Below are 23,525 nucleotides of genomic sequence, written 5' to 3' on the forward strand. Positions count from 1 at the left end.
GCCCGCGCCGCCCCCGCCCGCGCAAACCCGAATCTACCATTACCGCGATCAGCCAGGCGCCCGCCGCACTGGAAGTCGCCACCGCCCCCAAGGGCAGCAGCGAAGACAGCACATCGGCGCGCTTGCCATCGGGCTACCCCTACCCGCAGCGCTTGCGTCGACAGGAGTACGAAAGGGCCAAGCACGCCTTGCAGATCGAGTTGCTCAAGGTGCAAAGCTGGGTGAAAGAAACCGGCCAGCGGGTGGTGATTCTGTTCGAGGGGCGGGACGCTGCAGGCAAGGGCGGGACCATCAAGCGGTTCATGGAGCACCTGAACCCCCGGGGCGCTCGCATCGTTGCGCTGGAAAAGCCGTCGGAGCAGGAGAAAGGCCAGTGGTACTTCCAGCGCTATGTGCAGCACCTGCCCACGGCGGGAGAAATGGTGTTCTTCGACCGCTCCTGGTACAACCGCGCCGGCGTCGAGAAGGTGATGGATTTCTGCTCGCCCCTTCAGTACCTGGAGTTCATGCGCCAGGCGCCGGACCTTGAGCGGATGCTGTGCAACAGCGGCATCCTGCTGTTCAAGTACTGGTTTTCGGTGAACCGCGAGGAACAACTGCGCCGTTTCATCTCGCGCCGTGACGACCCCCTCAAGCACTGGAAACTGTCGCCCATCGACATCAAGTCCCTGGACAAGTGGGACGACTACACCGCCGCCAAGGAGGCCATGTTCTTCCATACCGACACCGCCGACGCGCCGTGGACGGTGATCAAGTCCGATGACAAGAAGCGTGCACGCATCAACTGCATCCGCCACTTCCTGCATTCGCTGGACTACCCGGACAAGGACTTGAGCGTGGCCTACGCGCCGGACCCTCTGCTGGTCGGCCGGGCATCGCGCGGGTTCGAGGAGGACGACGCGATCGCCAGTTGACGGCCACCGGTGCGTGCATGGCACTTGGGTTTCGCGGGCAACTGCGCTTCAATACGCGCACTTTCAAGCCCCACCCAAGGATTGCCCATGGCCACCTCTACCAAGCAACAAAAACGCGCCAAGCGCGCCGCCACCAAGGCCAAGCAGAACCGCATGGTGCGCAGCGGCCAGGCCGTGAAGGCCAGCGCAGGCGATAGCGCCAGCGTCGAGCAGGTGTTCGACAAGGCCATGGCGTCGGCCAGTTACGACCCTTTGTTCAAGAAGATGAAAGAAGCGCAGGAAGGCGGCCTGGTGCCGATGATTTCGGTGTTCCTGGTGGACCCGCTGCTGGCCTTGGTGCTCAAGGGCCACAAGGAAGAACACGCGACCGACTATATCGTGATGGTATTCAACGCCTACCGTGCATGGCTCGATGGCGCGGACGAAGACACGACCATGGCGTGGCTGGAAAGCGACGAGTTCCAGCAGGCTTACCTGGCTGCGTCCGAGCTGGTGGCCAAGCAGCAGCAACAGCAGAAGCAGTTTGGTTGATTGGGTGGCTGGGCTCACGGCCCTGAGGGCTAGCGAATACCTGTGAGCGGCCTTGCTGGTACGCTGGCCCGGCCGCGATGGGCTGCGCAGCAGCCCCAGGATTTCAGCTTCGCAGCCATATTGCCGGGGCCGCTGCGCGGCCCATCGCGGCCGGTCCGGCGCCCCGGCAAGGCGGCGCCTACAAAGGGCAAAACATCGGCGGCCTTACTTGGCCACCACTGCCCGTCCACCAGCTTCGCGCTTGCGGTGCACCAGCAGCCCCGCAGCCACCACGGCGATGCTCAGCAGTGCCGTCGCGATGATCTCGATGCGGTGGTCCTCACGCAGTGCCATTACCCCCAGTACCGCCACGATGAAGGCAATGGTCGCCCAGGTCAGCCCTGGGAACAGCCACATCTTGAACGCGATCTGCTCACCGCTGGCCTCGCGCTTGGCACGCATGCGCAGTTGCGAAACGGCAATCACCAGGTACACCAGCAACGCGATGGCGCCAGAGCTTGCCAGCAGGAACTCGAAGACCTGGGCCGGCGCGAGGAAGTTGGCGAAGACGCACAGGAACGCCGCCGCAGTGGACAGCAACACCGCCACGTAAGGCGTAGCCGCCTTGGTGGTGCGCTGGGCCATCGCCGGGGCATCGCCACGCTTGCTCAGCGAGAACAGCATGCGCGAGGAGGTGTACAGCGCCGAGTTCAGGCAGCTGGTCACGGCGATCAGTACCACGATATCGACGATCAGTTTGGCATTAGGCACACCGATGCGGCTGAGTACGGTCTGGTACGAGCCTACTTCGGCCAGCGCCGGGTCATTCCATGGCACCAACGCCACGACCAGGAAGATCGACACCAGGTAGAACAGGCAGATCCGCCAGATCACCGAGTTGGTGGCGCGGCTGATCTGCTTGCCCGGGTCCTTGGACTCGGCAGCGGCGATGGTAACGATCTCGGTGCCCATGAACGAGAACATGGTCGTCAGCATGGCAGCCAGCACGGCGCCAAGGCCGTTGGGCATGAAGCCCTGGGTGTCGAACAGGTGGCTGGCACCGCTGACCTGGCTGCTGGGCACCAGGCCGAACATGGCCACGCAACCGACCACGATGAACGCGATGATGGCCAGCACCTTGAGCAGGGCGAACCAGAATTCGAACTCACCGTAATTCTTCACGCTGAACAGGTTGGTCACGGTCAGTGCCAAGGTGATCAACAGGGAGAACGCCCACAGGTCCACGGCCGGGAACCAGGCATGCAGGATGGCTGCAGCGGCGTTGGCTTCCAGCGGAATGACCAGCACCCAGAACCACCAGTACAACCAACCGATGGTGAACCCTGCCCAGCGCCCGATGGCGCGGTCGGCGTAGGTGGAGAACGAACCGGTGTCGGGCGAAGCCACTGCCATTTCACCAAGCATGCGCATGACCAGCACCACCAGCGTACCGGCAGCGGCATAGGCCAGCAGCACCGCCGGGCCCGCCGCAGCAATGGCGTGGCCGGAACCGACGAACAGGCCTGCGCCGATGACGCCAGCGATGGACAGCATGGTCACATGCCGTTGTTTAAGCCCCTGAGCGAGGTCATTGGAATTGTTGCCGCTCATAAAACTACCTTTGCAAGGAGTAGATCACATCGGTTGCAGATGCGCGGCTCGCGTATGGAGCATGCACAGCGGCAACCCTTGATTGGAGACTGGCAATAACCGCGCCATGTGCTACGCGCACTCGACCAGACCACTCTCAAGACCAGCAACGGCGGGGGCTAGGACAAAAAGCGCCATCAAGTGGCCGATTAGCCATCAAAAGCGCTCATTACCGAAATACTCACTTACAAATGCACCAAAGGTGCCCCTCGGTAACACCTGCGCACCATTGCAAGGCAAACAGGGCGCAACCCTTCGGTACAACCCTAGGCCAAGGCGGCGGTCAAAAAGGCTGCACCAGGGTGGCTCGACAGGCTGCCCGGGCAGTCAGGTTTCACGGGCACATGGTCCGAAAGCGCTTCCCTGAGCCCGTCAAAACTGGCACCATCGCGCCTTTTTTCATCATGGCTCTGGTGCCGGGCAACCTCCCTTGTGGACATCTGCGCGACGTTGCGCTGCAACGATGCGACAAACTGCCCCACCAATGCCCAGAGTGCCCGGCGACCCTGTTGGCCGTCATAATGCCGCTATGCTAGCTTGGCGCACGCCAGGAAGGCCGCCAACAGCTGGGAACGCACCCGAACACATGAGGACCGCACATGGCTCAGGCCACGCCCGCGCTGGAAATCCGCAACCTGCACAAACGCTATGGCGAGCAGGAAATTCTCAAGGGCATTTCGCTGACCGCACGCGACGGTGACGTGATCTCCATCCTGGGGTCGTCCGGCTCCGGCAAGTCCACCCTGCTGCGCTGCATCAACCTGCTGGAAAACCCGCACCAGGGCGAAATCCTCGTGGCCGGGGAAGCCCTCAAGCTCAAGGCGGCGAAGAATGGCGACCTGATGGCTGCCGACAACCGCCAGATCAACCGCCTGCGCAGCGAAATCGGCTTCGTCTTCCAGAACTTCAACCTGTGGCCGCACATGTCGATCCTCGACAACATTATCGAAGCCCCACGCCGCGTACTTGGCCAAAGCAAGGCCGAGGCCGTCGAGGCAGCCGAAGCGCTGCTCAACAAGGTGGGGATCTACGACAAGCGCCACAGCTACCCCGCCCAGCTTTCCGGTGGCCAGCAGCAGCGCGCCGCCATTGCCCGTACCCTGGCCATGAAGCCCAAGGTCATCCTGTTCGACGAGCCCACCTCGGCCCTCGATCCGGAAATGGTCCAGGAAGTGCTTAACGTTATCCGCGCATTGGCCGACGAAGGCCGTACCATGCTGCTGGTGACGCACGAGATGAACTTTGCCCGCCAGGTGTCCAGTGAAGTGGTCTTCCTGCACCAGGGCCTGGTCGAAGAGCAGGGATCGCCGCAGCAGGTCTTCGAGAACCCGACCTCGGCGCGTTGCAAGCAATTCATGTCCAGCCACCGCTAACGGAGCAATACATGCACACCTACAAGAAGTTTCTCCTGGCAGCCGCTGCCACCCTGGTGATGTCCGCCAATGCCATGGCCGCGGAAAAACTGCGCATGGGTATCGAAGCCGCCTACCCACCGTTCAACAACAAGGACGCCAGCGGCAACGTCGTCGGTTTCGACAAGGACATCGGTGATGCCCTGTGCGCCAAGATGAAGGTCGAGTGCTCGGTCGTCACCTCCGACTGGGACGGTATCATCCCGGCCTTGAACGCCAAGAAGTTCGACTTCCTGGTCTCGTCGCTGTCGATCACCGACGAGCGCAAGCAGGCGGTGGACTTCACCGACCCGTACTACTCCAACAAGCTGCAGTTCATCGCGCCGAAAAACGTCGACTTCAAGACTGACAAAGACTCGCTCAAGGGCAAGGTCATCGGCACCCAGCGCGCCACCCTGGCCGGCACCTACCTGGAAGACAACTACAGCGGTGTGGACATCAAGCTGTACGACACCCAGGAAAACGCCTACCTGGACCTGGTCTCCGGCCGTATCGACGGCATCCTGGCCGACAAGTACGTGCAGTACGAGTGGCTCAAGAGCAAGGACGGCATGAACTACGAGTTCAAGGGCGAGCCGGTAATGGACAGCGACAAGATCGGCATCGCCGTGCGCAAGGGTGACACCAAGCTGCGCGACGACCTGAACAAGGCCCTGGCCGAAATCAAGGCCGACGGTACGTACAAGAAGATCAACGACAAGTACTTCCCGTTCAGCATCGAATGATCCGCCCCGATTGGCGCGCCCCGGTGGCGCGCCACTCCCTAGAATGACCTGCCCATGAATATCGACTTGCACGGATTCGGTCCGGCCATGATGGCCGGCACCCTGATGACCGTAAAACTGGCGCTGTGCGCCTTGCTGTTAGGGCTGGTGCTGGGCCTGCTCGGCGCCCTGGCCAAGACTTCCCCGATCAAGCCGTTGCAGTGGCTTGGCGGTTTCTACTCGACCCTGGTACGGGGCATTCCCGAACTGCTGTGGGTGCTGCTGATCTACTTCGGCACCGTGGGCCTGATGAACGCCCTGGGTGAAGCCCTGCACATGCCCGGCCTTGAGCTCAGTGCCTTTGCCGCTGGCGTCATTGCCCTTGGCCTGTGTTTTGGCGCCTACGCCACCGAAGTGTTCCGGGGCGCCATCCTGGCCATCCCCAAAGGCCACCGCGAAGCCGGGCTGGCGCTGGGCATGTCCAAGGGCCGCATCCTGTCGCGGATCATCCTGCCGCAGATGTGGCGCATCGCCCTGCCCGGCCTTGGCAACCTGTTCATGATCCTGATGAAGGACACCGCGCTGGTGTCGGTGATCGGCCTGGAAGAAATCATGCGCCACGCCCAGATCGGCGTGACCGTGACCAAGGAGCCGTTCACCTTCTACATGGTGGCGGCCTGCATCTACCTCAGCCTGACCGTCATTGCCATGACCGGCATGCATTTCCTTGAACAACGCGCCGCTCGCGGCTTCGCGAGGGCTGAACAATGAACTGGGAAGTGATCATCAAGTGGCTGCCGCGCCTGGCCCAGGGCGCTACCCTGACCCTGGAGCTGGTGGCCATCGCGGTCGTGGCCGGCCTGATCCTGGCCATTCCGCTGGGCATCGCCCGTTCATCGCGGCACTGGTACGTGCGCGCCGTGCCGTTCAGCTACATCTTCTTCTTCCGCGGCACCCCGCTGCTGGTGCAGTTGTTTCTGGTGTACTACGGCCTGGCCCAGTTCGACGCCGTGCGCGCCAGCGCGCTGTGGCCGTATCTGCGTGACCCGTTCTGGTGCACCGTGCTGACCATGACCCTGCACACCGCCGCCTACATCGCCGAAATCCTGCGCGGCGCCTTGCAGTCCATTCCCAAGGGCGAGATCGAGGCTGCGCGGGCGCTGGGCATGTCCCGGGCCAAGACACTGGTCTACATCATGCTGCCCCGGGCTGCCCGCATCGGCCTGCCGGCCTACAGCAACGAAGTGATCCTGATGCTCAAGGCCAGCGCACTGGCCAGTACGGTTACCCTGCTGGAACTGACCGGCATGGCGCGGACCATCATTGCCCGCACGTACTTGCCGGTGGAGATCTTCTTCGCCGCTGGCCTGTTCTACCTGCTGATCTCGTTCATGCTGGTGCAGGGCTTCAAGCTGCTGGAGCGCTGGTTGCGCGTGGATGCCTGCCAGGGGCGCTGATCCTTTACCGGCTGCAGCCGGCTGGCCCGTGTTTGCCTAGCATGTGGATGCAAGGGTGAAAGCGGGTTCAGCCGGCAGCAAGGCCTGAACACCTTCTATCGACAGCGCTCCCAATGCCTACCGCCCTCCACAGCCACCTTCTGCTCGAACGCTTTCAAGCGCTTGATCGTTTTTTGATCGAGCATCAGGCGCTGTGGAAACCCAGGCCGTTCACCCGTCTGCACCTGGATTGGGAAGGCACCTACCCGGATCTGGCGCGACATCTGCGCCAAAGCACCCTGGCCGACGCCGAGGGTGAGGTCGACCCACACGCACTGCCTGCACCTTATCCACAGCTGGCTGATGCCGCCCAGACGCTCAGCGCTCTGGGTAACCTGCCAGCCTCTGCGCTCCCCGCCGCCGCGCACCGGCTTGACGTCAATGTGCCCGGCCGCAAATGGCAGCAGATAGAAGCCTTCGCCAGTCACCTCGCCTTCCGCGCACCCTCGCGTCACTGGCTGGACTGGTGCTCGGGCAAAGGCCATTTGGGCCGGCGTTTGCTGCAACCCGGCCAGCGCCTGACCTGCCTGGAGTACGACACCGAGCTGGTGGCTGCCGGCCAGGCCCTCAGTGCCCATCACCACTTGCCCGTGCAACATCTCCACCAGGACGTGATGGCCCCTGGCAGCGCCGAGCATCTGGAGGCGGACACCAGCGTGGTCGCCCTGCACGCCTGCGGCGACCTGCATGTCCAGCTGCTGCGCCTGGCCAGCCAGCAAAACTGCCCACAACTGGCCGTGGCCCCGTGCTGCTACAACCGCATTGCCACCGCCCAGTACCAAGCGTTATCCACAGCTGCCCGTGCCTCGGTCTTGCAGCTGTCGCTGGATGACCTTGGCCTGCCCTTGAGCGAAACCGTCACCGCCGGCGCCCGCGTACGCCGCCAGCGCGACACGTCCATGGCCCGCCGCCTGGGCTTCGACCTGCTGCAACGCCAGCAGCGCCAGACCGACCAGTACCTACCCACGCCATCGCTGCCGGTGGCCTGGCTGGCCAAGCCCTTCGAACAGTATTGCCGTGACCTGGCGGCGCTCAAGCAACTGGACCTGCATGGGGATATCGACTGGGCGGCCTTGGAATCGGCAGGGTGGGAGCGCTTGGCGCAGGTACGCAACCTCGAACGCCTGCGCAACCTGTTCCGACGCCCGCTTGAGCTCTGGCTGGCATTGGATCGTGCCCTTTTTCTGACCGAACAGGGCTATGACGTGCGTTTGGGCGTGTTTTGCGACTATGCCCTTACCCCACGCAACCTGATGATCCTCGCCGAGCGCGACAGATAGCCGCAGAACAACCTGTGGATAAGTCTGTGAACAAGCTTGGGGTTACCTGTTGGTGTACGCGGCCATCCAGATGGATTTGCTTATTCCAAAATCACGTTCAAGACCAGCAAAAACAGGCATTTGCGCAAATTCGGCTGGTTGAGGCCTGAGTTATGCCATTGGCACAAGCATTCGATGCCGCTTGTGCATAAGCAATTTATCGGGTGCGATTTTTTGTTGATTTCAGAGAGTTTTGGTGCGTAGGGGGTGGGGTCGCCATGCCGGAATTGGGAATGGCTCCAGTACATGCCATGGCCTTGGAATTTTGAAGTCTGTTTTCTGCGAGCCGTTATCGAAGAACTGGGCGGGTGCCTGAAAACGGGTTGCCTATCCGCTTGGCACCCTGGCCCTATCGTCATCCATGCAGCCGAGGTTCTGGTGGGCCTTCGCTAGTGGCGCTTGCCTTTGGCGATTTCGATGTCGTTCAGCAAGGCGTTGGCCATGTCGCAGAGGTAATCCGCAGCACCGAGCAGCTTATGGTCATCCTCCATATCCCCCTCACGCACCAGGTGCCTGATGTAACCCATCAGGATCGAGACGTGCTCGTACGCAGCATCCACCGGGATGCCGGGTTGAACGCGAAGGAGGTTTACGGGTGGCGTGCCGGCTTGGAGGAAGGTTTCTACGCCTGCGGTGGTGACAGCGCTCTCAACGGGTGGGTCAGGAACAATCGTTTTCATATGAAACCCCTATGTTCAAAGGAGTTGCCACATTCATACTTCTCACGGGACAAAGGCGGCAACCGTGCACAGGGTGAGAAACCGAGTGAACATAGGAAGCCCGGCCAGACCGAAGTCTGCCCGTGCACGGTCGCCATTGAGCAGCCGCTAGGTTCAAAGTCGGGTTCTCACACCCGGTCGCCAGAGCGACGGGGCAAAGGTATCCGTGAGGTATTTCCCAGACAACGGCGATACTTCGGCAGAGCGCGTAGGATACGTCCGATAACTAAACTTGCAGAAGTCTCCAGCTGGAGAGTCCAGACATTTCCTACAAAACCAAAGCTCGCAAGCTACAAAACTCCAGCCCAACTCACCCCCGTGTGGGAGATTCTATGGTTTTCAGCAAGCCAGTTTCCCCTTTCTGGTGACATATTCGTCCTGATTTCTCATCAGGGCGAACGCCACACGCGCAAGTTTCCTAGCCAAAATCACCAGTGCTTGGGTCGTCGCTTTTCCTGCCGTGCGCTGTTTCTCATAAAGCTCTTTCCATGCCGCCGATCGACTGGCTGCCATCGCAGCGTTATGAAGTAGACGACGGATCTCCGAGCAGCCGCGCTTGGTAAGACGGCGACGTCCATTCTTCTGCCCAGAATCGCTCACTCTCAAGTCCATCCCCAAAAAGGCGATGTATGAGTCGCTGCTCTTAAATTCACCTCTCACAAATGCCATTACCAATGCGGTGGCGGTGAGAAAACCGATTCCTTCTACTGCCTGGCAACGTGCAACTTGCTCCTGCAATCCAGCCTCGCGCAGCACTTCTTTCAGTTTCTTTTGGATCAACTGGTCCAGCCGATCAATCGATTTCACAAAGGTCTCGAAGGCGGCTCTAAGCAGATTTTCGTTGGCCCAGCTTTGGGTCATCGCAGTGCGCGCAGTCACCAAAGCCGCCCGGCGCCGCAGCAGGCTCTGGAGCTTGCCGTAGACGGCCGGCGGAGGGCTCCAGGGCCGGAGTTCGTTACCTTCGTTCCTAAGGAAACGGGATAGTAGTCGAGCATCAGATGGATCAGTCTTTACACGTCCCCCGACACCTTTTCTGTAGTTGCTTAACTGGAATCCGTCGACGACATAAACCTGAAAACCCATCCCGTGGGCTAGTTCAATCAAGTCCAAGTGGTAGACATTGGTAGCCTCAACGGCGATCGCCGTGTGGGCCGCTTGCTGTTTGAGCCACTTCTTGATTTCTGGCTTAGCGTTTTTAATCTTGATAATTTCATCGCGGTCGTCGTGATGAATAACCAGCTCCGCTTTTGCGACATCTACACCCACGATTAACCGATCTACCTGCATTGCCATGGGTGGCTCCTCACGTTATGGTTCTAGGGCTTGAAGGGGGTTTCACCAAGAGGCGCTGGCTTGCTTCTATCGTCGTTCGAAAACGATGCATTCTTTATCGGCGCTTTGGTGGAAGGGGTGGGGCGATGTCTCCCACAGTCTGTACTGCTGCTGACAGTCAGAATCGGCTTTAGCGTCCCACCACCCCTTCAAGTCTAACCATACAAGCGGCCTCGCGCCGGGATGGGCTGCGCAGCAGCCCCAGGATTTCAGCTCCGCGGCTCATATTGCCGGGGCCGCTGCGCGGCCCATCGCGGCCGGTCCGGCGCCCCGGCGAGGCCGCTCTTACACAGGTATAGAGTAGCTTTCGAGGGATGTGCCTCGATTCATCACAGGGCATAGCTAAATGTTGATGCTCCAATCAGAGAAAGACTGAATTAAACACCAGCCTCCCAGACCTCCTCAACCGGCCACCATGGCAAACCCCACCCCAAACCGATTCCATGCATTGATCGTCGCGATAGCCAAGGTCAGATTCACCACCTCGGCTGGCTCGAAGTGCTCCAGCAACGCCTCATACTCCCCCTGCGGGGCGCCACAATCGGCCAGCCGGGTCAGGCTCTCAACCCAGGCCAGCGCCGCTCGCTCACGCCCCGTGAAGTAGGTCGTCTCCCGCCACACACACAACGTCTGCAGGCGCGCCTCGCGCTCACCGGCCTTGCGCGCGTCGTTGGCATGCAGATTGACGCAGTACGCGCAGCCATTGATCTGCGACGCGCGTAAACGCACCAGTTCAAGCAGATCATGCTCAAGGCCCGTGCGGGTCAACGCCTGCTCCAGGGCTGCCATGGCCTTGTAGGCGTCAGGGGCTTGTTTCGACCAGTCGATGCGGTGTTGCATGGCGCTCTCCAGAAACGCTTTAGGGTGGCGTCACAATACCCTCGGGCACCGATACGTCCGATAGCCAATTCGATCATCTTCGGGGAGGCCAATCCTGCCATTCGCATCCCCACTGACAGGCATCCAATCTCTTCATTTCTGCCACTGCCACCGACTCAGGATAATGACCCGTCCCATCCAAGGAGATCGAGCCATGCCAGAAGTCCGTTTCATGCGCGAGGCCCTCGAACTGGCACGCGCCAACATCGCAGCCGGAGGTCGGCCGTTCGGTGCCGTCCTGGTGTACCAAGGCCAGGTTGTGGCGCGCGGTGTCAATGAGATACACCGCTCACAAGACCCGACCACCCATGCCGAGATGCAAGTCATCCGCCAGGCCAGCCAGGCGCTGGGGCGCGCCCGTCTTGACGGCGCCCAGGTGTATGCCAGCGGCCACCCATGCCCCATGTGCCTGGCAGCCATGCACCTGTGCGGTATCAGCCAGGCCTGGTTCGCCTATGACAACGACGAAGGCCAGCCTTACGGGCTGTCCACCGCTGACTTGTACGCGCAGATGACGCGTGCGCCCCAGCAGCAGTCATTGCCGCTGCGCGCCTTCAAGCCCGACGACGAAAGCGGGCTGTACGCTCAGTGGCAACAGGCCAACGATCAATGACAGTAGTCTGGAGAGCGATGCTGGTCGTGCTGCTGGCCTTGAACCTGCGCCCCATCCTGACCAGCATCGGCCCTTTGCTCGAGCCAATGCGCATCAGTACCGGCCTGGGTTATCAGCAAGCGGCATTGCTGACGGCGCTGCCGGTGTTGTGCATGGGAGCGGTTCCATTACTGCACCCTTGGTCACGCCGATGGCTGAGCGAACATGCCGGCATGCTCGGTGGTTTGGCGGCCATCGCGCTGGCGTGCCTGTGGCGGTTACAACTTCAAAGTGCCTGGGCACTGGTTGCCAGCGCCGTGCTCGCAGGCTTGGGCGTGGCGGTGGTGCAGGGCATGATGCCAGGGCTGGTCAATCGCTGGTTTCCAGGGCGCCTTGCTGGCGCAATGGGCCTGTACTCGGCTGCCTTGATGAGCGGCGGCGGGCTGGCTGCTGTGTTGGGCCCGCACCTGGCCGAGTATTCCGGGCAATGGCAAATGGGCCTGGGGGTCTGGGCCGCACCGGCGATGCTTGCCCTGCTGGCATGGCTCATCCTGCGGCCACGCAACATACGGTCCCCAATGTTCAAAGGAAACGGCGGGCACTGGTTTGGCCACCGACGGGCCTGGTTGCTGGCCGTGTACTTCGGTTTGATCAATGGCGGCTACACCAGCATGGTCGCCTGGCTGCCAGCGTTTTATCTGGAGCAGGGTGGCAGCGCACAGGGAGGCGCCGACCTGGTGGGGCTGATGACCCTATTCCAGGTACTGGGCGCATTGGGCCTGCCGCTGCTGCTCAGGCGCTGGGTGGATCGGCGCCCAGGCCTTGCGCTGGCGCTGTCGATTCAGCTGGTGGGGTTCATGGGGTTACTGATGGCACCCACCGCCGCACCAGGGCTTTGGGTAGCGTTGATCGGGTTCGGGCTGGGCGCCTGTTTCAGTCAAAGCCTGACCCTGACCCTCGAACATCTTCCTACGCCAGCCGAAGCCGGCGGCCTGGCGGGTTTCGTCCAGGGTATCGGCTTCATCATCACCGGCTGTGTGCCGTACATCGTCGGGTGGCTGCGTGCGCTCGACGGTGATTTTCAAAGCGCGTGGACCGTGCTCACGGCCAGCGTGTTGACGATGCTGCTGGTGACGATAGCCTTCAGCCCACAGAGCTACGCGAAGGCTTTAGCTCGACCCGTCCCGGTCGATAACGTCGATGCCCTCAGCTGATTCGCCGCAGGGTATCGCGCAGTCGGTCGAGTGCTGGGTCGATGTCGAGCATTTCAATGGCACCAAAGCCCATCAACAGCCCCGGACGCACTGGCGTTTCATTGAAGAACGGGGCGAGCGAGTAAATGCCCAGGTCGACCTTGCGTGCCTGTTCGACCAGGTGCTCTACGTCGAACCCCGTTTGCGCCAAGGCACTTAGATGAAACCCCGCCTCGGCGGGAATGGCCCTGAGCCAAGGGGCAAGGTCGTCGTCCAGACGCTGCAACACGCGATCGCGACGCGCGCTGTATACCTCATGGCAACGGCGGATGTGCCGGTTCAGATGCCCCTGTTCCACGAAGCGGGCCAGGGCCCATTGCAGCAGGGTCGGGCTGTGCCAGTCGGTCAATTGCTTGGCCACGCAACTGGCCTTGAGCACGGCTTCTGGCAAAACGGCATAACCCAGGCGCAACTCCGGGAGCAGGGTCTTGGAGAACGTGCCGACGTAAGCCACAAGGCCCTGGGTGTCCAGGCGTTGCAGCGCATCGGCCCTAGGCCCCAGATAGCGGAATTCGCAGTCGTAGTCGTCCTCGATGATCAGCGCACCCAACGCGGCTGCCCGGGCCAGCAGCGCTCGCCGGCGTGTCTCGCCCATCGGCATGCCCAATGGGAACTGGTGCGAAGGCGTGACATAGATCAGCCGCGTGCCCTCGGCAATCTGGTCAACGCACAAACCTTCTTCATCCACCGGCACCCCCTGCAGCTGGGCGCCCAAGCCCAGGAACAACTGCCGTGCCGGCGGATACCCCGGGTCCTCCATGGCGACCTTGCAGCCAGGCTCCACCAGCACCCTGGCGATCAGGTCCAGGGCCTGCTGGGCGCCGTTGCACACAAGGATATCGTCAGCCGTGCAGTGCACGCCCCGGGCGTAGGCGATGTGGTGGGCGATGACCTCGCGCAGTTCCGCAAGGCCCTGGGCTGGGAAATGCCGCTGTGGATGATGCTGGCTTCGACGCACGGCGTAGTTCAGGCAGCTGCGCCACAGGTCGAACGGGAATAGCGCCTTGCTCGCCACACCGCCGATGAAGTCATAGCGCACCCCCGATTGCGCTTGACGTTGGCCCAGTACGGTGGCGCGGGACTGCCAGCGCCTGAGCGACGCATCGCCGGCAAGGGTCAAGGCGCTTGCCGGCGCGCTGCGCTTGGGTGCAAGCGTATTGATGAACGTACCCCGGCCGACTACCGCGCTCAGCAGGTTGTCCTGGGTGAGGCGTGCATAGGCGTCCGCGACGGTCTTGCGCGACACTCCCAATTGCTCGGCCAGCAGGCGGCTGGGCGGCAACTGGCTGCCAGCCGCCAGGTGACCGCATTCGATGCCCGCGCGCAACTGCGCGTAGAGCTGGGCAGCCAAGCCTTTGCGGCCTACCAGGCGAATATGCAGTTCCATGGAGCATTCCAAAGCAAGAGAGCGCTCAGGATAGCGGATTGCGTACGGCGAGGTGCCTGCTCACGCAGCAGTAAGACTGCTTAGGCCCTGGCCATGCTCACCGTGATGTAGCCTTTGCCCGTGAGAATAATGCGGATGCGGGTTTCGTCGGCAGGGGCGCTACGGCAGCGCTTGATCTGAACCCCTTCCACGGCGGCGGCCTTCATGTGATGGGTGATGGCCCGGCCCCGAGCATCGAAAAACGCTTCGCTGGCGAGCAGTTCGATTCGCTCGATCAGTTGCCTGGATGGCTCGTCGGTGACGCAGAAGAACATGACGCCAGAGAGATGGGGGTCCTGGTCTGGGTTGGCCAGGTCATGGGTGAGCAGTTCGCGCAGGTGGCTGCGCAGTTCGGCAAGAAGGTGCGGGTTGGCGAGCATGCGCAGCGTCCTGTGTGGGGGCGACTGCGTCGATCATGTTTTCTGCTCTGCCAAGCGACAAGTAGGACGGTTCCTAGGTTGGCCGGTGAAAAATCCCAATTAAGTAAATGGTCGACGATGAAACTTACCAAGGACGAAAAGCACAAGGCGGCAGGGGACGCCTATCCCTCGTTCGCCCCGGCGCGCTCTTCTGCGTGCCTGAGCGCCTCTTCGACGATCTCCACCCAGTGCCGAACCGCGGTGCGCCCTGCGCCATTCAAATGCACCTGGCAGCCGATGTTGGCGGTGGCTATCTCGTCCGGTTGCCCGCGTTCCAGAGCGTCCAGCCGGTTGTCGCGCAGCTGCCTGGACAACCCTGGCTGGGTCAGCGAATAGGTGCCTGCCGAGCCACAGCACAGGTGGGCATCGGTGACCGGAGTCAGGGTAAACCCCAGCCGGATCAATAGCGCTTCCACAGCGCCACCCAGTTTCAATGCATGTTGCAGAGTGCACGGACAGTGAAACGCCAGGCGCCGTCCGGCGGGCACCGCCAGCTGCTCGATGGGCGCATCCCCCAGCACTTCCACCAGGTCACGGCACAGGCTGCTGACCCGCGCCGCCTTGGCTGCATAGGCCGGGTCAGCAGCCAACAGGTGAGCATACTCGCGCACGAACGCGGCGCAGCCGCTTGCTGGGATCACGATGGCCTCGATGCCGGCCTCAACGGCTGGCCACCAGGCATCGATGCGCCTCCGTGCGCGCTGCAAGCCTTGCGCCTGGGCATTGAGGTGGTAGTCCACGGCTCCACAGCAACCTTCGGGCGGTGCAGGGGTCACGCTGATACCGAGGCGATCGAGCAGGCGCGCCGCCGCGGCGTTGGTCGCCGGTGACAATGCCGGTTGTACACACCCCTCGAGCATCAGGACACGCCGCGGATGGCGCACCGCCGGGCGCATCAGGCCAGCCGCCTTTTGCAAAGGCACCTTTTGCTGGGCCTGCGCCGGTAGCCAGGGGCGCAGGGCTTGGCCAGTTCGCAGCAGGGCCTTGAAAACGGCGGGGCGCACCATCGCAAAGCGCAGGCCGTGACGTAACAGGCGCTGGCCCAGTGGCCTTGGCACCTGCTGCTCCACGACGTCTCGGCCAATGTCCAGCAGGTCGTGGTAACGCACACCCGACGGGCAAGTGGTTTCGCAGCTGCGACACGACAGGCATCGGTCCAGGTGAGACTGAGTGCTGGTAGTGGCGGGCTGGCCTTCGAGCACCTGCTTGATCAGGTAGATACGCCCGCGCGGGCCATCGAGCTCATCGCCAAGCAGCTGGTAGGTGGGGCAGGTCGCGGTGCAGAAGCCGCAATGTACGCACGCGCGCAGGATGCGTTCTGCCTCCTCGGCGCGCTCGAGTGTGCGTGCGCTGTCACTCAGGTTGGTCTGCATGGGCTGCCCTCAGAGGTCCGGGTACAGACGGCCAGGATTGAAGATGCGCTTGGGGTCCAGTTGGGCCTTGAGGCTCCGGTGGTAGCGCATCAGCGGCTCCGACAAGGGCGGGTAGGGGGCCTGGCCTGGGGTGAGGCACAGCGCGTGGCCACCCGCCTGTTCGGCGATGCGGTGAATGGCATGGGCTGGGGCGTCTGTCCGCAGCCAGCGCTGGGCGCCTGCCCAGTCCAGCCATTGGCGTCCCGGCAGGTGCAGTTCCCCTGTTGCGAGGGGTACCGACACACGCCACAAGGGCTCGCTGCCCTGGGTGAAGAATGCCAGGCGCTGCTCACGCAGTTGCGTCCAGAACTCGCCGTCCACACACTCGCCCCCCAGGCGCTGGCAGGCCGACGCTACCGAACCCTCGCCACCTTCCAGGCGCACGAACAATGCTTGTCCATCGTGGCAGGCACCACTGAGCGGCAGTGGTTCCGAGCCCCAGCGCGTGAGCGCGGCCAAGGCCTGGCTCCGACCCATTCCAAGGCGCAGGCTTACGCAGTGCCGCGGCACGGGCAGGACTTTAAGCGACACCTCGGTCAGCACACCCAGGCAGCCGAAACTGCCTGCCAGCAACCGTGAAAGGTCATACCCGGCCACGTTTTTCATCACTTGGCCGCCGAAGCGCAGCACGCTGCCCTGGCCTGTGATGACCTGTGTGCCCAGCACGAAGTCACGGACCGATCCGGACCAGGGCCGCCTGGGCCCGGACAAGCCAGCCGCCACCATGCCGCCCAAGGTGGCACCCGGGCCCAGGTGCGGTGGCTCGCAAGCCAGCATCTGCCCCTTTTCCTGCAACGCCGCCTCGATGTCGCGCAACGGCGTACCGGCGCGAGCCGTCAGCACCAGCTCCGTGGGGTCGTAACTGACGATGCCGCGATGGCCGCGTGTATCGAGCACTTGCCCGTTGACGGCATGGCCGATCATAGCCTTGCTGCCACTGCCCTGGATGCGCAAGGGCGTACCGGCATCCAGCGCCTGGCGAACCTGCTCGAGCAACGCCTGGCTTGCATCCTGGTCCGTGCCCATCAAAACCGCTCCAGCGCAGGGAAGGGCAACTGCCCGTGGTGCACGCGCAGCGCACCGAATTCGGCGCAGCGGTGCAGCGTGGGAATGTTCTTGCCAGGGTTGAGCGAGCCCTGCGGGTCGAATGCAGCCTTGACGGCGTGAAACACCCGCAGCTCGTCATGGGTGAACTGGGCGCACATCTGGTTGATCTTCTCCCGGCCGACCCCATGCTCCCCGGTGATGCTCCCACCAACGGCCACGCACAGCTCCAGGATTTTTCCACCCAGGGACTCGGCCCGCTCCAGCTCGCCAGGCTGGTTGGCGTCGAACAGGATCAGCGGGTGCATATTGCCGTCACCTGCATGGAACACATTGGCCACCCGCAGCCCATGTTCGCGCGCCATTTCACTAATCCGCACCAGCACGCGGGGTAGCTCACGCCGCGGAATCGTACCGTCCATGCAGTAGTAGTCCGGGGACAAGCGGCCGACGGCAGGGAAGGCATTCTTGCGTCCTGCCCAGAACCGTGCACGCTGCGCCTCGTCACACGCCAGCCGCACCTCGCTGGCACCGGCCTGGGTGAACAGTGTGGCCACCCGTTCGCAGTCTTCGTGCACATCGGCCTCGACCCCGTCGAGTTCACACAAGAGGATGGCGGCTGCCTCCACCGGATACCCGGCATGGATGAAATCCTCGGCCGCCCGAATGGCCAGGTTATCCATCATTTCCAGGCCCCCGGGAATGATGCCGGCGGCAATGATGTGGGCAACGGATCGCGCGGCGTCCTCGACCCGGTCGAAGCTGGCCAGCAGGACCCGTGCCACGGGTGGCTTGGGTAGCAGCCGCACGGTCACCTCGGTGACGATCCCCAGCATGCCTTCGGAGCCGGTGAACAGCGCTAGAAGGTCGAACCCAGGGCTGTCGAGCGCCTCGCTGCCCAGGGTCAGCCGTTCACCTTCCACGGTCAACACCTCCAGTTTGAGGATGTTGTGAACGGTCAGACCGTACTTCAGGCAATGCACGCCGCCTGCGTTCTCAGCGACATTGCCGCCGATGGTGCAGGCGATCTGCGATGAAGGGTCGGGGGCGTAGTACAACCCGTAAGGGGCGGCGGCCTGGGAAATGGCCAAGTTGCGAACGCCCGGCTGGACGCGGGCGAAGCGGCCTTGGGGGCTGACTTCGAGAATACGATTGAGCCGCGCCATCACCAGCAACACGCCTTTGGCCAAGGGCATGGCACCGCCAGACAGCCCGGTCCCGGCACCGCGAGCCACGACCGGTACGGTGAGCCGGTGGCAAACCTGGAGCACACTCTGCACCTGGTCTACGCGCTCGGGTAACACCACCAGCAGCGGCACCGTACGGTACGCCGCCAGACCGTCGCATTCATACGGCTTGAGGTCTTCATCGCGGTGCAGCACCTGAAGGTCAGGCAGCGCATCGCGCAGGCACTGAATCAAAAGCTCGCGATCAACCGTCGGCAGCGCGCCGTCGACGCGTTCGTCATACAGCATCGTCATCTCACCTGGATGCGTTGTTCTTATAGGGTCATGACGAGTGTAGCCCCAGTCTGGACCTAGGGCTTGCGGGGCGGGCTACGACCGGCGCTGGCCACAATGAGGGCCAACGCCGGCGGCAGTCATTGCTGGGCGACCAGAGGATCGTCCTGGGAGAGGATGGCGCGAGCGAGTTCTTCATCGTTGACTTGCAGGCCGGGGTGGTCCTTGCGTGCTTGCTGCAAGGCAGCTTCCACGTAGGCACCACGAATGGCACCACCGCTGGCGACGAACGCAGACAGCTCGTCACGGGCAGGAATGATGCGTTTGTCATCCTTGAACGTTGAGTACAGCGAAGCCGAGACACCGGCCGAAGTGGCAATGTCGCGGCCGTCGACGCGGGCCATGGCAGCGCCGGCAGGCAATAGAAGCAGCAGTGCGGGTACGAGGGCAAGTTGGCGCATGTCGTGTTCTCCAATAGGTGAAGCCCAGGGGATTACCACTATTGGTGAGAGGCTACGCATGCAGGTGGAGTTCCCTCACCGAAGCGTTAGCCGATGGTCTGCTCAGGCGGGGCAGGGTTAGGCGGGTCAACGGGCCTGGCCGACATCGACGTCAGGCCCGGATTGACCGCATCGCCATCCGCGTGCTCTGCTCAGCGGCCTACCCCGACAGCCATCGAGGGCTGCACCATGTCCGAGTACACGCTGCATTGTTTCGCCGAATCCGGCAATGCCTACAAGGCTGCGCTGATGCTCGAACTGACCGGCCAGGACTGGCAGCCGGTGTTCGTGGACTTCTTCAATGGCCAGACCCGCGACCCGATGTGGCGCGACGAGGTGAACGAGCAGGGTGAGGTGCCGGTGCTGATGCATGGGGGCACCTGCTTGACCCAGTCGGCGTTGATCCTCGACTACTTGAGCGCACAAACAGGCCAGTTCGGCCCCCAGAGTGAAGAAGAGCGGCGTGAGATCTGGCGCTGGATGCTGTTCGACAACCACAAGTTCACCAGCTACTACGCGGCGCTGCGCTTTTTGTTGTGCCTGAAGAAGACGGGCGAAACCGAGGTGACGACGTTCCTGCGCGAGCGGGCCGCCGCGGCCTACCGCATCGTCGATGCGCACCTGGCCGGCACACCGTTCATGGTCGGCGCGCGGGTGACCATCGCCGACTTGTCGCTGGCCGGTTATGTGTTCATGCCCGAGGATACCGGCATGAACGTGCAGCAGTACACGCACATCGAAGCCTGGAAAGCGCGACTGCAGGCGTTGCCGGGGTGGCAGCACCCCTACGATCTGATGCCCCGCGTTGCACCCTGAACGCAAGGCCTGACCGCCTGCGGGCTTTGCTTTCAGCCGTGGGCAGGTGACTTGCCCGCCGAGCTGCCGGCGTATTCGGGCTTCAGATGACCTTGTTCGTCCAGCAGGTAGGCATCCATGACCTCGCGCACTACCGGGCCTGCCACCCGCCCACCGGCTTCGCCGTTTTCGATCATCACCGCCACGACCACGCTGGGGTGCTCGGCCGGGGCGAACCCGACGAACAAGGCGTTGTCACGGTGTCGTTCCAGGGTCTTGTTGCGGTTGTAGCGTTCCCCTTGCTTGATGGCCACCACCTGGGCCGTACCGCTCTTGCCGGCAATGCGGTATTGCGCGCCAGCGGCGGCAGCGCGCGCGATGCCGCGCGGGTCGTGCATGACCATTTGCATACCCTGGCTCACCTGATCCCAGGCGCGTTTGTCGTGCAGCACGATATCGGGCATGGGGTTAGGGTCGATGGGCGCATCGCCACCGACGGTCATCGCCAGGTGCGGGCGATGCCATACGCCTTTGCTGGCCAGCAGGCTGGTGGCTTGCGCCAGTTGCAATGGCGTGACCTGCATGTAGCCCTGACCAATACCCAGGATCAACGTTTCACCGGGGAACCAGGGCTGTCGGCGGGTCGCGCGCTTCCATTCGGCCGAAGGCATCAGCCCGGCCGCTTCTTCGAACATGTCCAGCGACACCTTCTGGCCAAGGCCGAATTCGGCCATGTAGTCGTGCAGGCGCTCGATACCCAGTTTGTGCGCCAGGTCGTAGAAGTAGGTGTCGTTGGAACGCATGATCGCGGTGTACATGTCCACCCAGCCATCACCGCTGCGGTTCCAGTTACGGTATTTGTGATCGTAGTTGGGCAACTCGTAGTAACCCGGGTCGAACACGCGGTTGGCCGGCGTGATCACGCCGCTGTCCAGCCCGGCAATGGCCACTTCGGGTTTGACCGTCGACCCTGGGGCATACAGCCCGCGCAGCACGCGGTTGAACAAGGGGCGGTCGATGGAGTCGCGCAGTTGTGCGTACTGCTTGAAGCTAATGCCCTTGACGAACAGGTTGGGATCGAACCCCGGGTTGCTGACCATCGCCAGCACATCGCCGTTGGCCGGGTCCAGCACCACCACCGAGCCTCGGCGCTCGCCCAGGGCCTTTTCCGCCGCCAGTTGCAGGTGGGCATCGAGGGTCAGCACGATGTCCTGGCCTGGCGTGGGGGCCTTGTGATTGAGCACACGCATCACCCGGCCCTGGGCGTTGGTCTCGACTTCCTCGTAGCCTACGTGGCCGTGCAACTGACTTTCATAGAAACGTTCGATGCCCGTCTTGCCGATCGACTGAGTCCCCCGGTACTCGGTGCTGTCCAGGGTCTTGGCCTCTTTTTCGTTGATGCGGCCTACGTAGCCTACCGAATGGGCAAAGTGCTCGCCCAGCGGGTATTCGCGAATGAATTGCGGCTCCACCTCAAGGCCCGGCAGCCGGAACTGGTTGACGGCAATCAAGGCAATCTGCTGTTCGTTCAACCCCACCATCAAGGTGACCGGCTCGAAGGGTTTGCGCCCGCGTCGCAGGTCCTTGTCGAACTGTTTGCGGTCCTCGTCATCCAGCCCCAGCACCTGGGTCAGGGTGTCGAGCACCTTGGCGCTGTCGCCGCCGGTCCGTTCACGGGTCATGGTCAGGTCGAAGCTGGGCTTGTTGTCGGCCAGCACAGTGCCATTGCGGTCGTAGATCAAGCCTCGCTCGGGTGCGATCGGCAGCACATGGACGCGATTGTTCTCCGACACGGCGCTTTGCTGGTCATGCTGGATGACTTGCAGCACATACAACCGACCAATCAGGATGGCGACCAGGCTGAAGACCAGCGCAGCGCAGGCCAGGAGCCGGCGGTTGACCAGGTGCTTTTCCTTTTCATGGTCCTTGAGGGGGATCGGTTGGGGCATGGGCTCTGTCTGTAGAAGGCTGGGCGGGCAGGCGTTGGTAACGGGCTGGTGCCGGGTGGGGCAGTGATGCTACGCAAGCTGCATGCCCGCCTCAAGGCGCCGCGCAGCGCGGTGAGGTGGGCCGCGCCCAGGCCGCCCGAGCCTGCGGGGCTCAAGCCTGCATGAAGATTTGTTCATCAGCCTGGTTGAGCACCGTCGTGCATGAGCGGGTTGGGCTTCAACGCGCTTGTCAGGCCCAGGCGGGTATACTCCATGGCTTTTTCATGACGGAAGGTGCTCATGCGTCAGGTCCTGCTCATCGTGGACGTCCAGTCCACATTCAGCCCGCCGGAATGGTTGGTCGACGGCCTGCGACTGCTTTCGGCCAACATACCTACCATCGCCTCGGTCGAGTTGCACGATGAGCGAGTGACACCTTTCGAGCGGCAATTGGGCTGGCACCCGACTGCCCAGGATGAAAGCCTGATCGAAGCCGATCGGGTGTTCATCAAGCATGGTTACGGACCGGGTAAAGAGATGATCGAGTACCTGCGCGGTCTCGGGGTGGAGCGTGTGCTGGTGAGCGGTTTGCAGACCGACACCTGTGTGCTGGCAGCCGGTTTCGCGCTGTTCGACGCCGGGTTGATGCCGACTCTGGTGACCGACATGACTGTCGGCTCCTCGCTGGATCGTTCGGCGAAGTTGGGCATCGCCTTGTGGGAGCATCATTTCCGTCAGGTCATCACGTCCGCCGAAGTGCTGGCTGAGCTGGCCTAGCCGGGCAATCCTTGAGGGACCGGCCCGGCTGAGTGCCAGCGTTTCAGGCGACGTCCACCAGCACGATCTCGCTGTCTTCCAGGGCGGTGACCTGCAGCAGCGTTTCTTCGGCGATGGCCACGCCGTCCCGGGCATTGGCGTGCAGCCCATTGACCTCGATGCGGCCCTTGGCCGGGACGAGGTAACCGCGACGCTTGGGGTCGAACCGGTACTCGGCGGTTTCCCCGGCGCGCAGCGTTGCGGCGACCAGGCGGGCATCGGTACGAATCTGCAGGCTGCCTTCATCGCCATCTCTGCCACTGGCCAGGGTCACGAAGCCTTCGCCGCGTTCACCCTTGGGAAACGGGCGTGTACCCCAGGACGGTGCATCACCAGTGCGCTCGGGCACGATCCAGATCTGGAAAATACGCGCCTCGCTGTCCTCTTGGTTGTACTCACTGTGCGCGATCCCCGTGCCGGCGCTCATCACTTGCACGTCGCCAGCCTCGGTCCGGCCCTTGTTGCCCAGGTTGTCTTCATGGGTAATGGCCCCTTCGCGGACGTAGGTGATGATTTCCATGTCCCGGTGAGGGTGGGGTGCGAACCCGCTGCCAGCGGCGATGATGTCGTCGTTCCAGACTCGCAGGTTGCCCCAGTGCATGCGGGCTGGGTCGTAGTACTCGGCGAAGGAGAAGTGATGGTGCGCATCGAGCCAGCCGTGGTTGGCAGCACCAAGGGTGTTGAATGGTCGTAGTTGAAGCATGATTGGACTCCTTCAAAAGGTGGAATAGGGCCATCATGCGCTTATGAAACATCTAAAATAAGCGTAAATATCGGCTCTATTTTATCGTTTTAGTCGATATATCTCTTGAGCCATCGTCCAAAATTGCCGTTGCCGTTGCCGTTGCCGTTGCCGTTGCCGTTGCCGTTGCCGTTGCCGTTGCCGTTGCCGTTGCCGTTGCCGTTGCTTTGGCTTTTGCTTCTAAGCGCGCGGTAGCCCAGGCG

General features: G+C 62.6%; 23 protein-coding genes. 11 read left to right on the top strand and 12 right to left on the bottom strand.

All coding sequences use genetic code 11. From position 1 onward, the window contains the following. The first annotated feature begins 47 nt into the window (after nt 1–47). Nucleotides 48–914 carry a polyphosphate kinase 2 gene (gene ppk2, locus ACK59L_RS18250; protein ID WP_167339080.1) on the top strand — a complete coding sequence of 289 codons (867 nt, stop codon included), beginning with the start codon at nt 48–50 and terminating at the stop codon, nt 912–914. A gap of 87 nt (nt 915–1,001) precedes the next feature. After that, complete coding sequence (locus tag ACK59L_RS18255; protein WP_058639911.1) at nt 1,002–1,445, top strand: hypothetical protein; 444 nt, start codon at nt 1,002–1,004, stop codon at nt 1,443–1,445. 204 nt (nt 1,446–1,649) lie between these two features. Here the strand turns inward: ACK59L_RS18255 and gabP are convergent, their stop codons facing one another. Next, complete coding sequence (gene gabP / locus ACK59L_RS18260) at nt 1,650–3,035, bottom strand: GABA permease (RefSeq protein ID WP_144967493.1); 1,386 nt, start codon at nt 3,033–3,035, stop codon at nt 1,650–1,652. Nucleotides 3,036–3,673: 638 nt separating this feature from the next. Here gabP and ACK59L_RS18265 point away from each other — a divergent pair. The 5 genes from ACK59L_RS18265 (at nt 3,674) to ACK59L_RS18285 (ending at nt 7,966) form a co-directional block, all read left to right on the top strand. Next, nucleotides 3,674–4,447: an ABC transporter ATP-binding protein gene (locus ACK59L_RS18265; protein WP_058606102.1), complete on the top strand. Its 774-nt coding sequence runs from the start codon at nt 3,674–3,676 to the stop codon at nt 4,445–4,447. A gap of 11 nt (nt 4,448–4,458) precedes the next feature. Further along, entirely contained in the window at nt 4,459–5,211 is a 753-nt protein-coding gene (locus ACK59L_RS18270) for an ABC transporter substrate-binding protein (protein WP_023535762.1), read from the top strand. A 54-nt stretch (nt 5,212–5,265) separates the two neighbouring features. Continuing rightward, nucleotides 5,266–5,961: an ABC transporter permease gene (locus ACK59L_RS18275; protein ID WP_058606101.1), complete on the top strand. Its 696-nt coding sequence runs from the start codon at nt 5,266–5,268 to the stop codon at nt 5,959–5,961. Further along, a complete protein-coding gene (locus ACK59L_RS18280) occupies nt 5,958–6,647 on the top strand; it encodes an ABC transporter permease (RefSeq protein WP_023535781.1) in 690 nt (229 codons plus the stop codon). Before ACK59L_RS18275 ends, ACK59L_RS18280 begins: the two co-directional genes overlap by 4 nt. Before the next feature lie 113 nt (nt 6,648–6,760). Continuing rightward, entirely contained in the window at nt 6,761–7,966 is a 1,206-nt protein-coding gene (locus ACK59L_RS18285) for a methyltransferase (protein ID WP_409275213.1), read from the top strand. 428 nt (nt 7,967–8,394) lie between these two features. On the opposite strand, the gene ACK59L_RS18290 is transcribed toward ACK59L_RS18285, so the two are convergent. From ACK59L_RS18290 to ACK59L_RS18300, 3 genes are all read right to left on the bottom strand, one after another. Beyond that, the gene (locus ACK59L_RS18290; RefSeq protein WP_058639967.1) at nt 8,395–8,685 is read right to left on the bottom strand and encodes a DUF3077 domain-containing protein; all 291 of its coding nucleotides are present in this window, start codon (nt 8,683–8,685) and stop codon (nt 8,395–8,397) included. Nucleotides 8,686–9,063: 378 nt separating this feature from the next. Continuing rightward, nucleotides 9,064–10,017 carry an IS110 family transposase gene (locus ACK59L_RS18295; RefSeq protein WP_409275215.1) on the bottom strand — a complete coding sequence of 318 codons (954 nt, stop codon included), beginning with the start codon at nt 10,015–10,017 and terminating at the stop codon, nt 9,064–9,066. A 441-nt stretch (nt 10,018–10,458) separates the two neighbouring features. Further along, entirely contained in the window at nt 10,459–10,896 is a 438-nt protein-coding gene (locus tag ACK59L_RS18300) for a carboxymuconolactone decarboxylase family protein (RefSeq protein WP_058603314.1), read from the bottom strand. A 193-nt stretch (nt 10,897–11,089) separates the two neighbouring features. On the opposite strand from ACK59L_RS18300, the gene ACK59L_RS18305 reads away from it, so the two are divergent. Together ACK59L_RS18305 and ACK59L_RS18310 are read left to right on the top strand one after the other, a co-directional pair. Further along, a complete protein-coding gene (locus ACK59L_RS18305) occupies nt 11,090–11,548 on the top strand; it encodes a nucleoside deaminase (protein ID WP_058603313.1) in 459 nt (152 codons plus the stop codon). Then, nucleotides 11,545–12,741 (top strand): CynX/NimT family MFS transporter, encoded by a 1,197-nt coding sequence (locus tag ACK59L_RS18310; protein ID WP_409275217.1) that lies wholly within the window; start codon nt 11,545–11,547, stop codon nt 12,739–12,741. The genes ACK59L_RS18305 and ACK59L_RS18310 overlap by 4 nt, the downstream gene beginning before the upstream one ends. On the opposite strand, the gene ACK59L_RS18315 is transcribed toward ACK59L_RS18310, so the two are convergent. The 6 genes from ACK59L_RS18315 to ACK59L_RS18340 form a co-directional block, all read right to left on the bottom strand. Next, complete coding sequence (locus ACK59L_RS18315; RefSeq protein WP_409275219.1) at nt 12,734–14,167, bottom strand: PLP-dependent aminotransferase family protein; 1,434 nt, start codon at nt 14,165–14,167, stop codon at nt 12,734–12,736. The genes ACK59L_RS18310 and ACK59L_RS18315 overlap by 8 nt on opposite strands. Before the next feature lie 80 nt (nt 14,168–14,247). Then, nucleotides 14,248–14,586, bottom strand: coding sequence for a hypothetical protein (locus tag ACK59L_RS18320; RefSeq protein WP_409275221.1), 339 nt, complete (start codon nt 14,584–14,586; stop codon nt 14,248–14,250). A gap of 161 nt (nt 14,587–14,747) precedes the next feature. Beyond that, nucleotides 14,748–15,998 carry a glycolate oxidase subunit GlcF gene (glcF, locus tag ACK59L_RS18325; protein ID WP_409275223.1) on the bottom strand — a complete coding sequence of 417 codons (1,251 nt, stop codon included), beginning with the start codon at nt 15,996–15,998 and terminating at the stop codon, nt 14,748–14,750. Between the two features lie 9 nt (nt 15,999–16,007). Continuing rightward, nucleotides 16,008–17,063 (bottom strand): glycolate oxidase subunit GlcE, encoded by a 1,056-nt coding sequence (glcE, locus tag ACK59L_RS18330; RefSeq protein ID WP_409275225.1) that lies wholly within the window; start codon nt 17,061–17,063, stop codon nt 16,008–16,010. Next, nucleotides 17,063–18,562, bottom strand: coding sequence for a glycolate oxidase subunit GlcD (gene glcD, locus ACK59L_RS18335; RefSeq protein WP_409275227.1), 1,500 nt, complete (start codon nt 18,560–18,562; stop codon nt 17,063–17,065). The genes glcE and glcD overlap by 1 nt, the downstream gene beginning before the upstream one ends. A gap of 119 nt (nt 18,563–18,681) precedes the next feature. Next, nucleotides 18,682–19,002 carry a DUF2388 domain-containing protein gene (locus tag ACK59L_RS18340; protein WP_027915726.1) on the bottom strand — a complete coding sequence of 107 codons (321 nt, stop codon included), beginning with the start codon at nt 19,000–19,002 and terminating at the stop codon, nt 18,682–18,684. 228 nt (nt 19,003–19,230) lie between these two features. On the opposite strand from ACK59L_RS18340, the gene ACK59L_RS18345 reads away from it, so the two are divergent. Next, nucleotides 19,231–19,857, top strand: coding sequence for a glutathione S-transferase family protein (locus ACK59L_RS18345; protein ID WP_078478485.1), 627 nt, complete (start codon nt 19,231–19,233; stop codon nt 19,855–19,857). Between the two features lie 32 nt (nt 19,858–19,889). Here the strand turns inward: ACK59L_RS18345 and mrdA are convergent, their stop codons facing one another. Next, complete coding sequence (mrdA, locus tag ACK59L_RS18350; RefSeq protein ID WP_409275230.1) at nt 19,890–21,785, bottom strand: penicillin-binding protein 2; 1,896 nt, start codon at nt 21,783–21,785, stop codon at nt 19,890–19,892. Between the two features lie 279 nt (nt 21,786–22,064). Here mrdA and ACK59L_RS18355 point away from each other — a divergent pair, with 279 nt between their 5' ends. Continuing rightward, nucleotides 22,065–22,541, top strand: a complete 477-nt coding sequence (locus ACK59L_RS18355; RefSeq protein ID WP_409275232.1) for an isochorismatase family protein — start codon at nt 22,065–22,067, stop codon at nt 22,539–22,541. A 43-nt stretch (nt 22,542–22,584) separates the two neighbouring features. On the opposite strand, the gene ACK59L_RS18360 is transcribed toward ACK59L_RS18355, so the two are convergent. Further along, the gene (locus ACK59L_RS18360; RefSeq protein WP_409275234.1) at nt 22,585–23,283 is read right to left on the bottom strand and encodes a pirin family protein; all 699 of its coding nucleotides are present in this window, start codon (nt 23,281–23,283) and stop codon (nt 22,585–22,587) included. Between the last annotated feature and the right edge of the window lie 242 nt (nt 23,284–23,525).

Origin of the sequence: Pseudomonas sp. KCJK9111, from assembly GCF_046231935.1 — a bacterium.
Lineage (GTDB): Bacteria > Pseudomonadota > Gammaproteobacteria > Pseudomonadales > Pseudomonadaceae > Aquipseudomonas > Aquipseudomonas parafulva_B.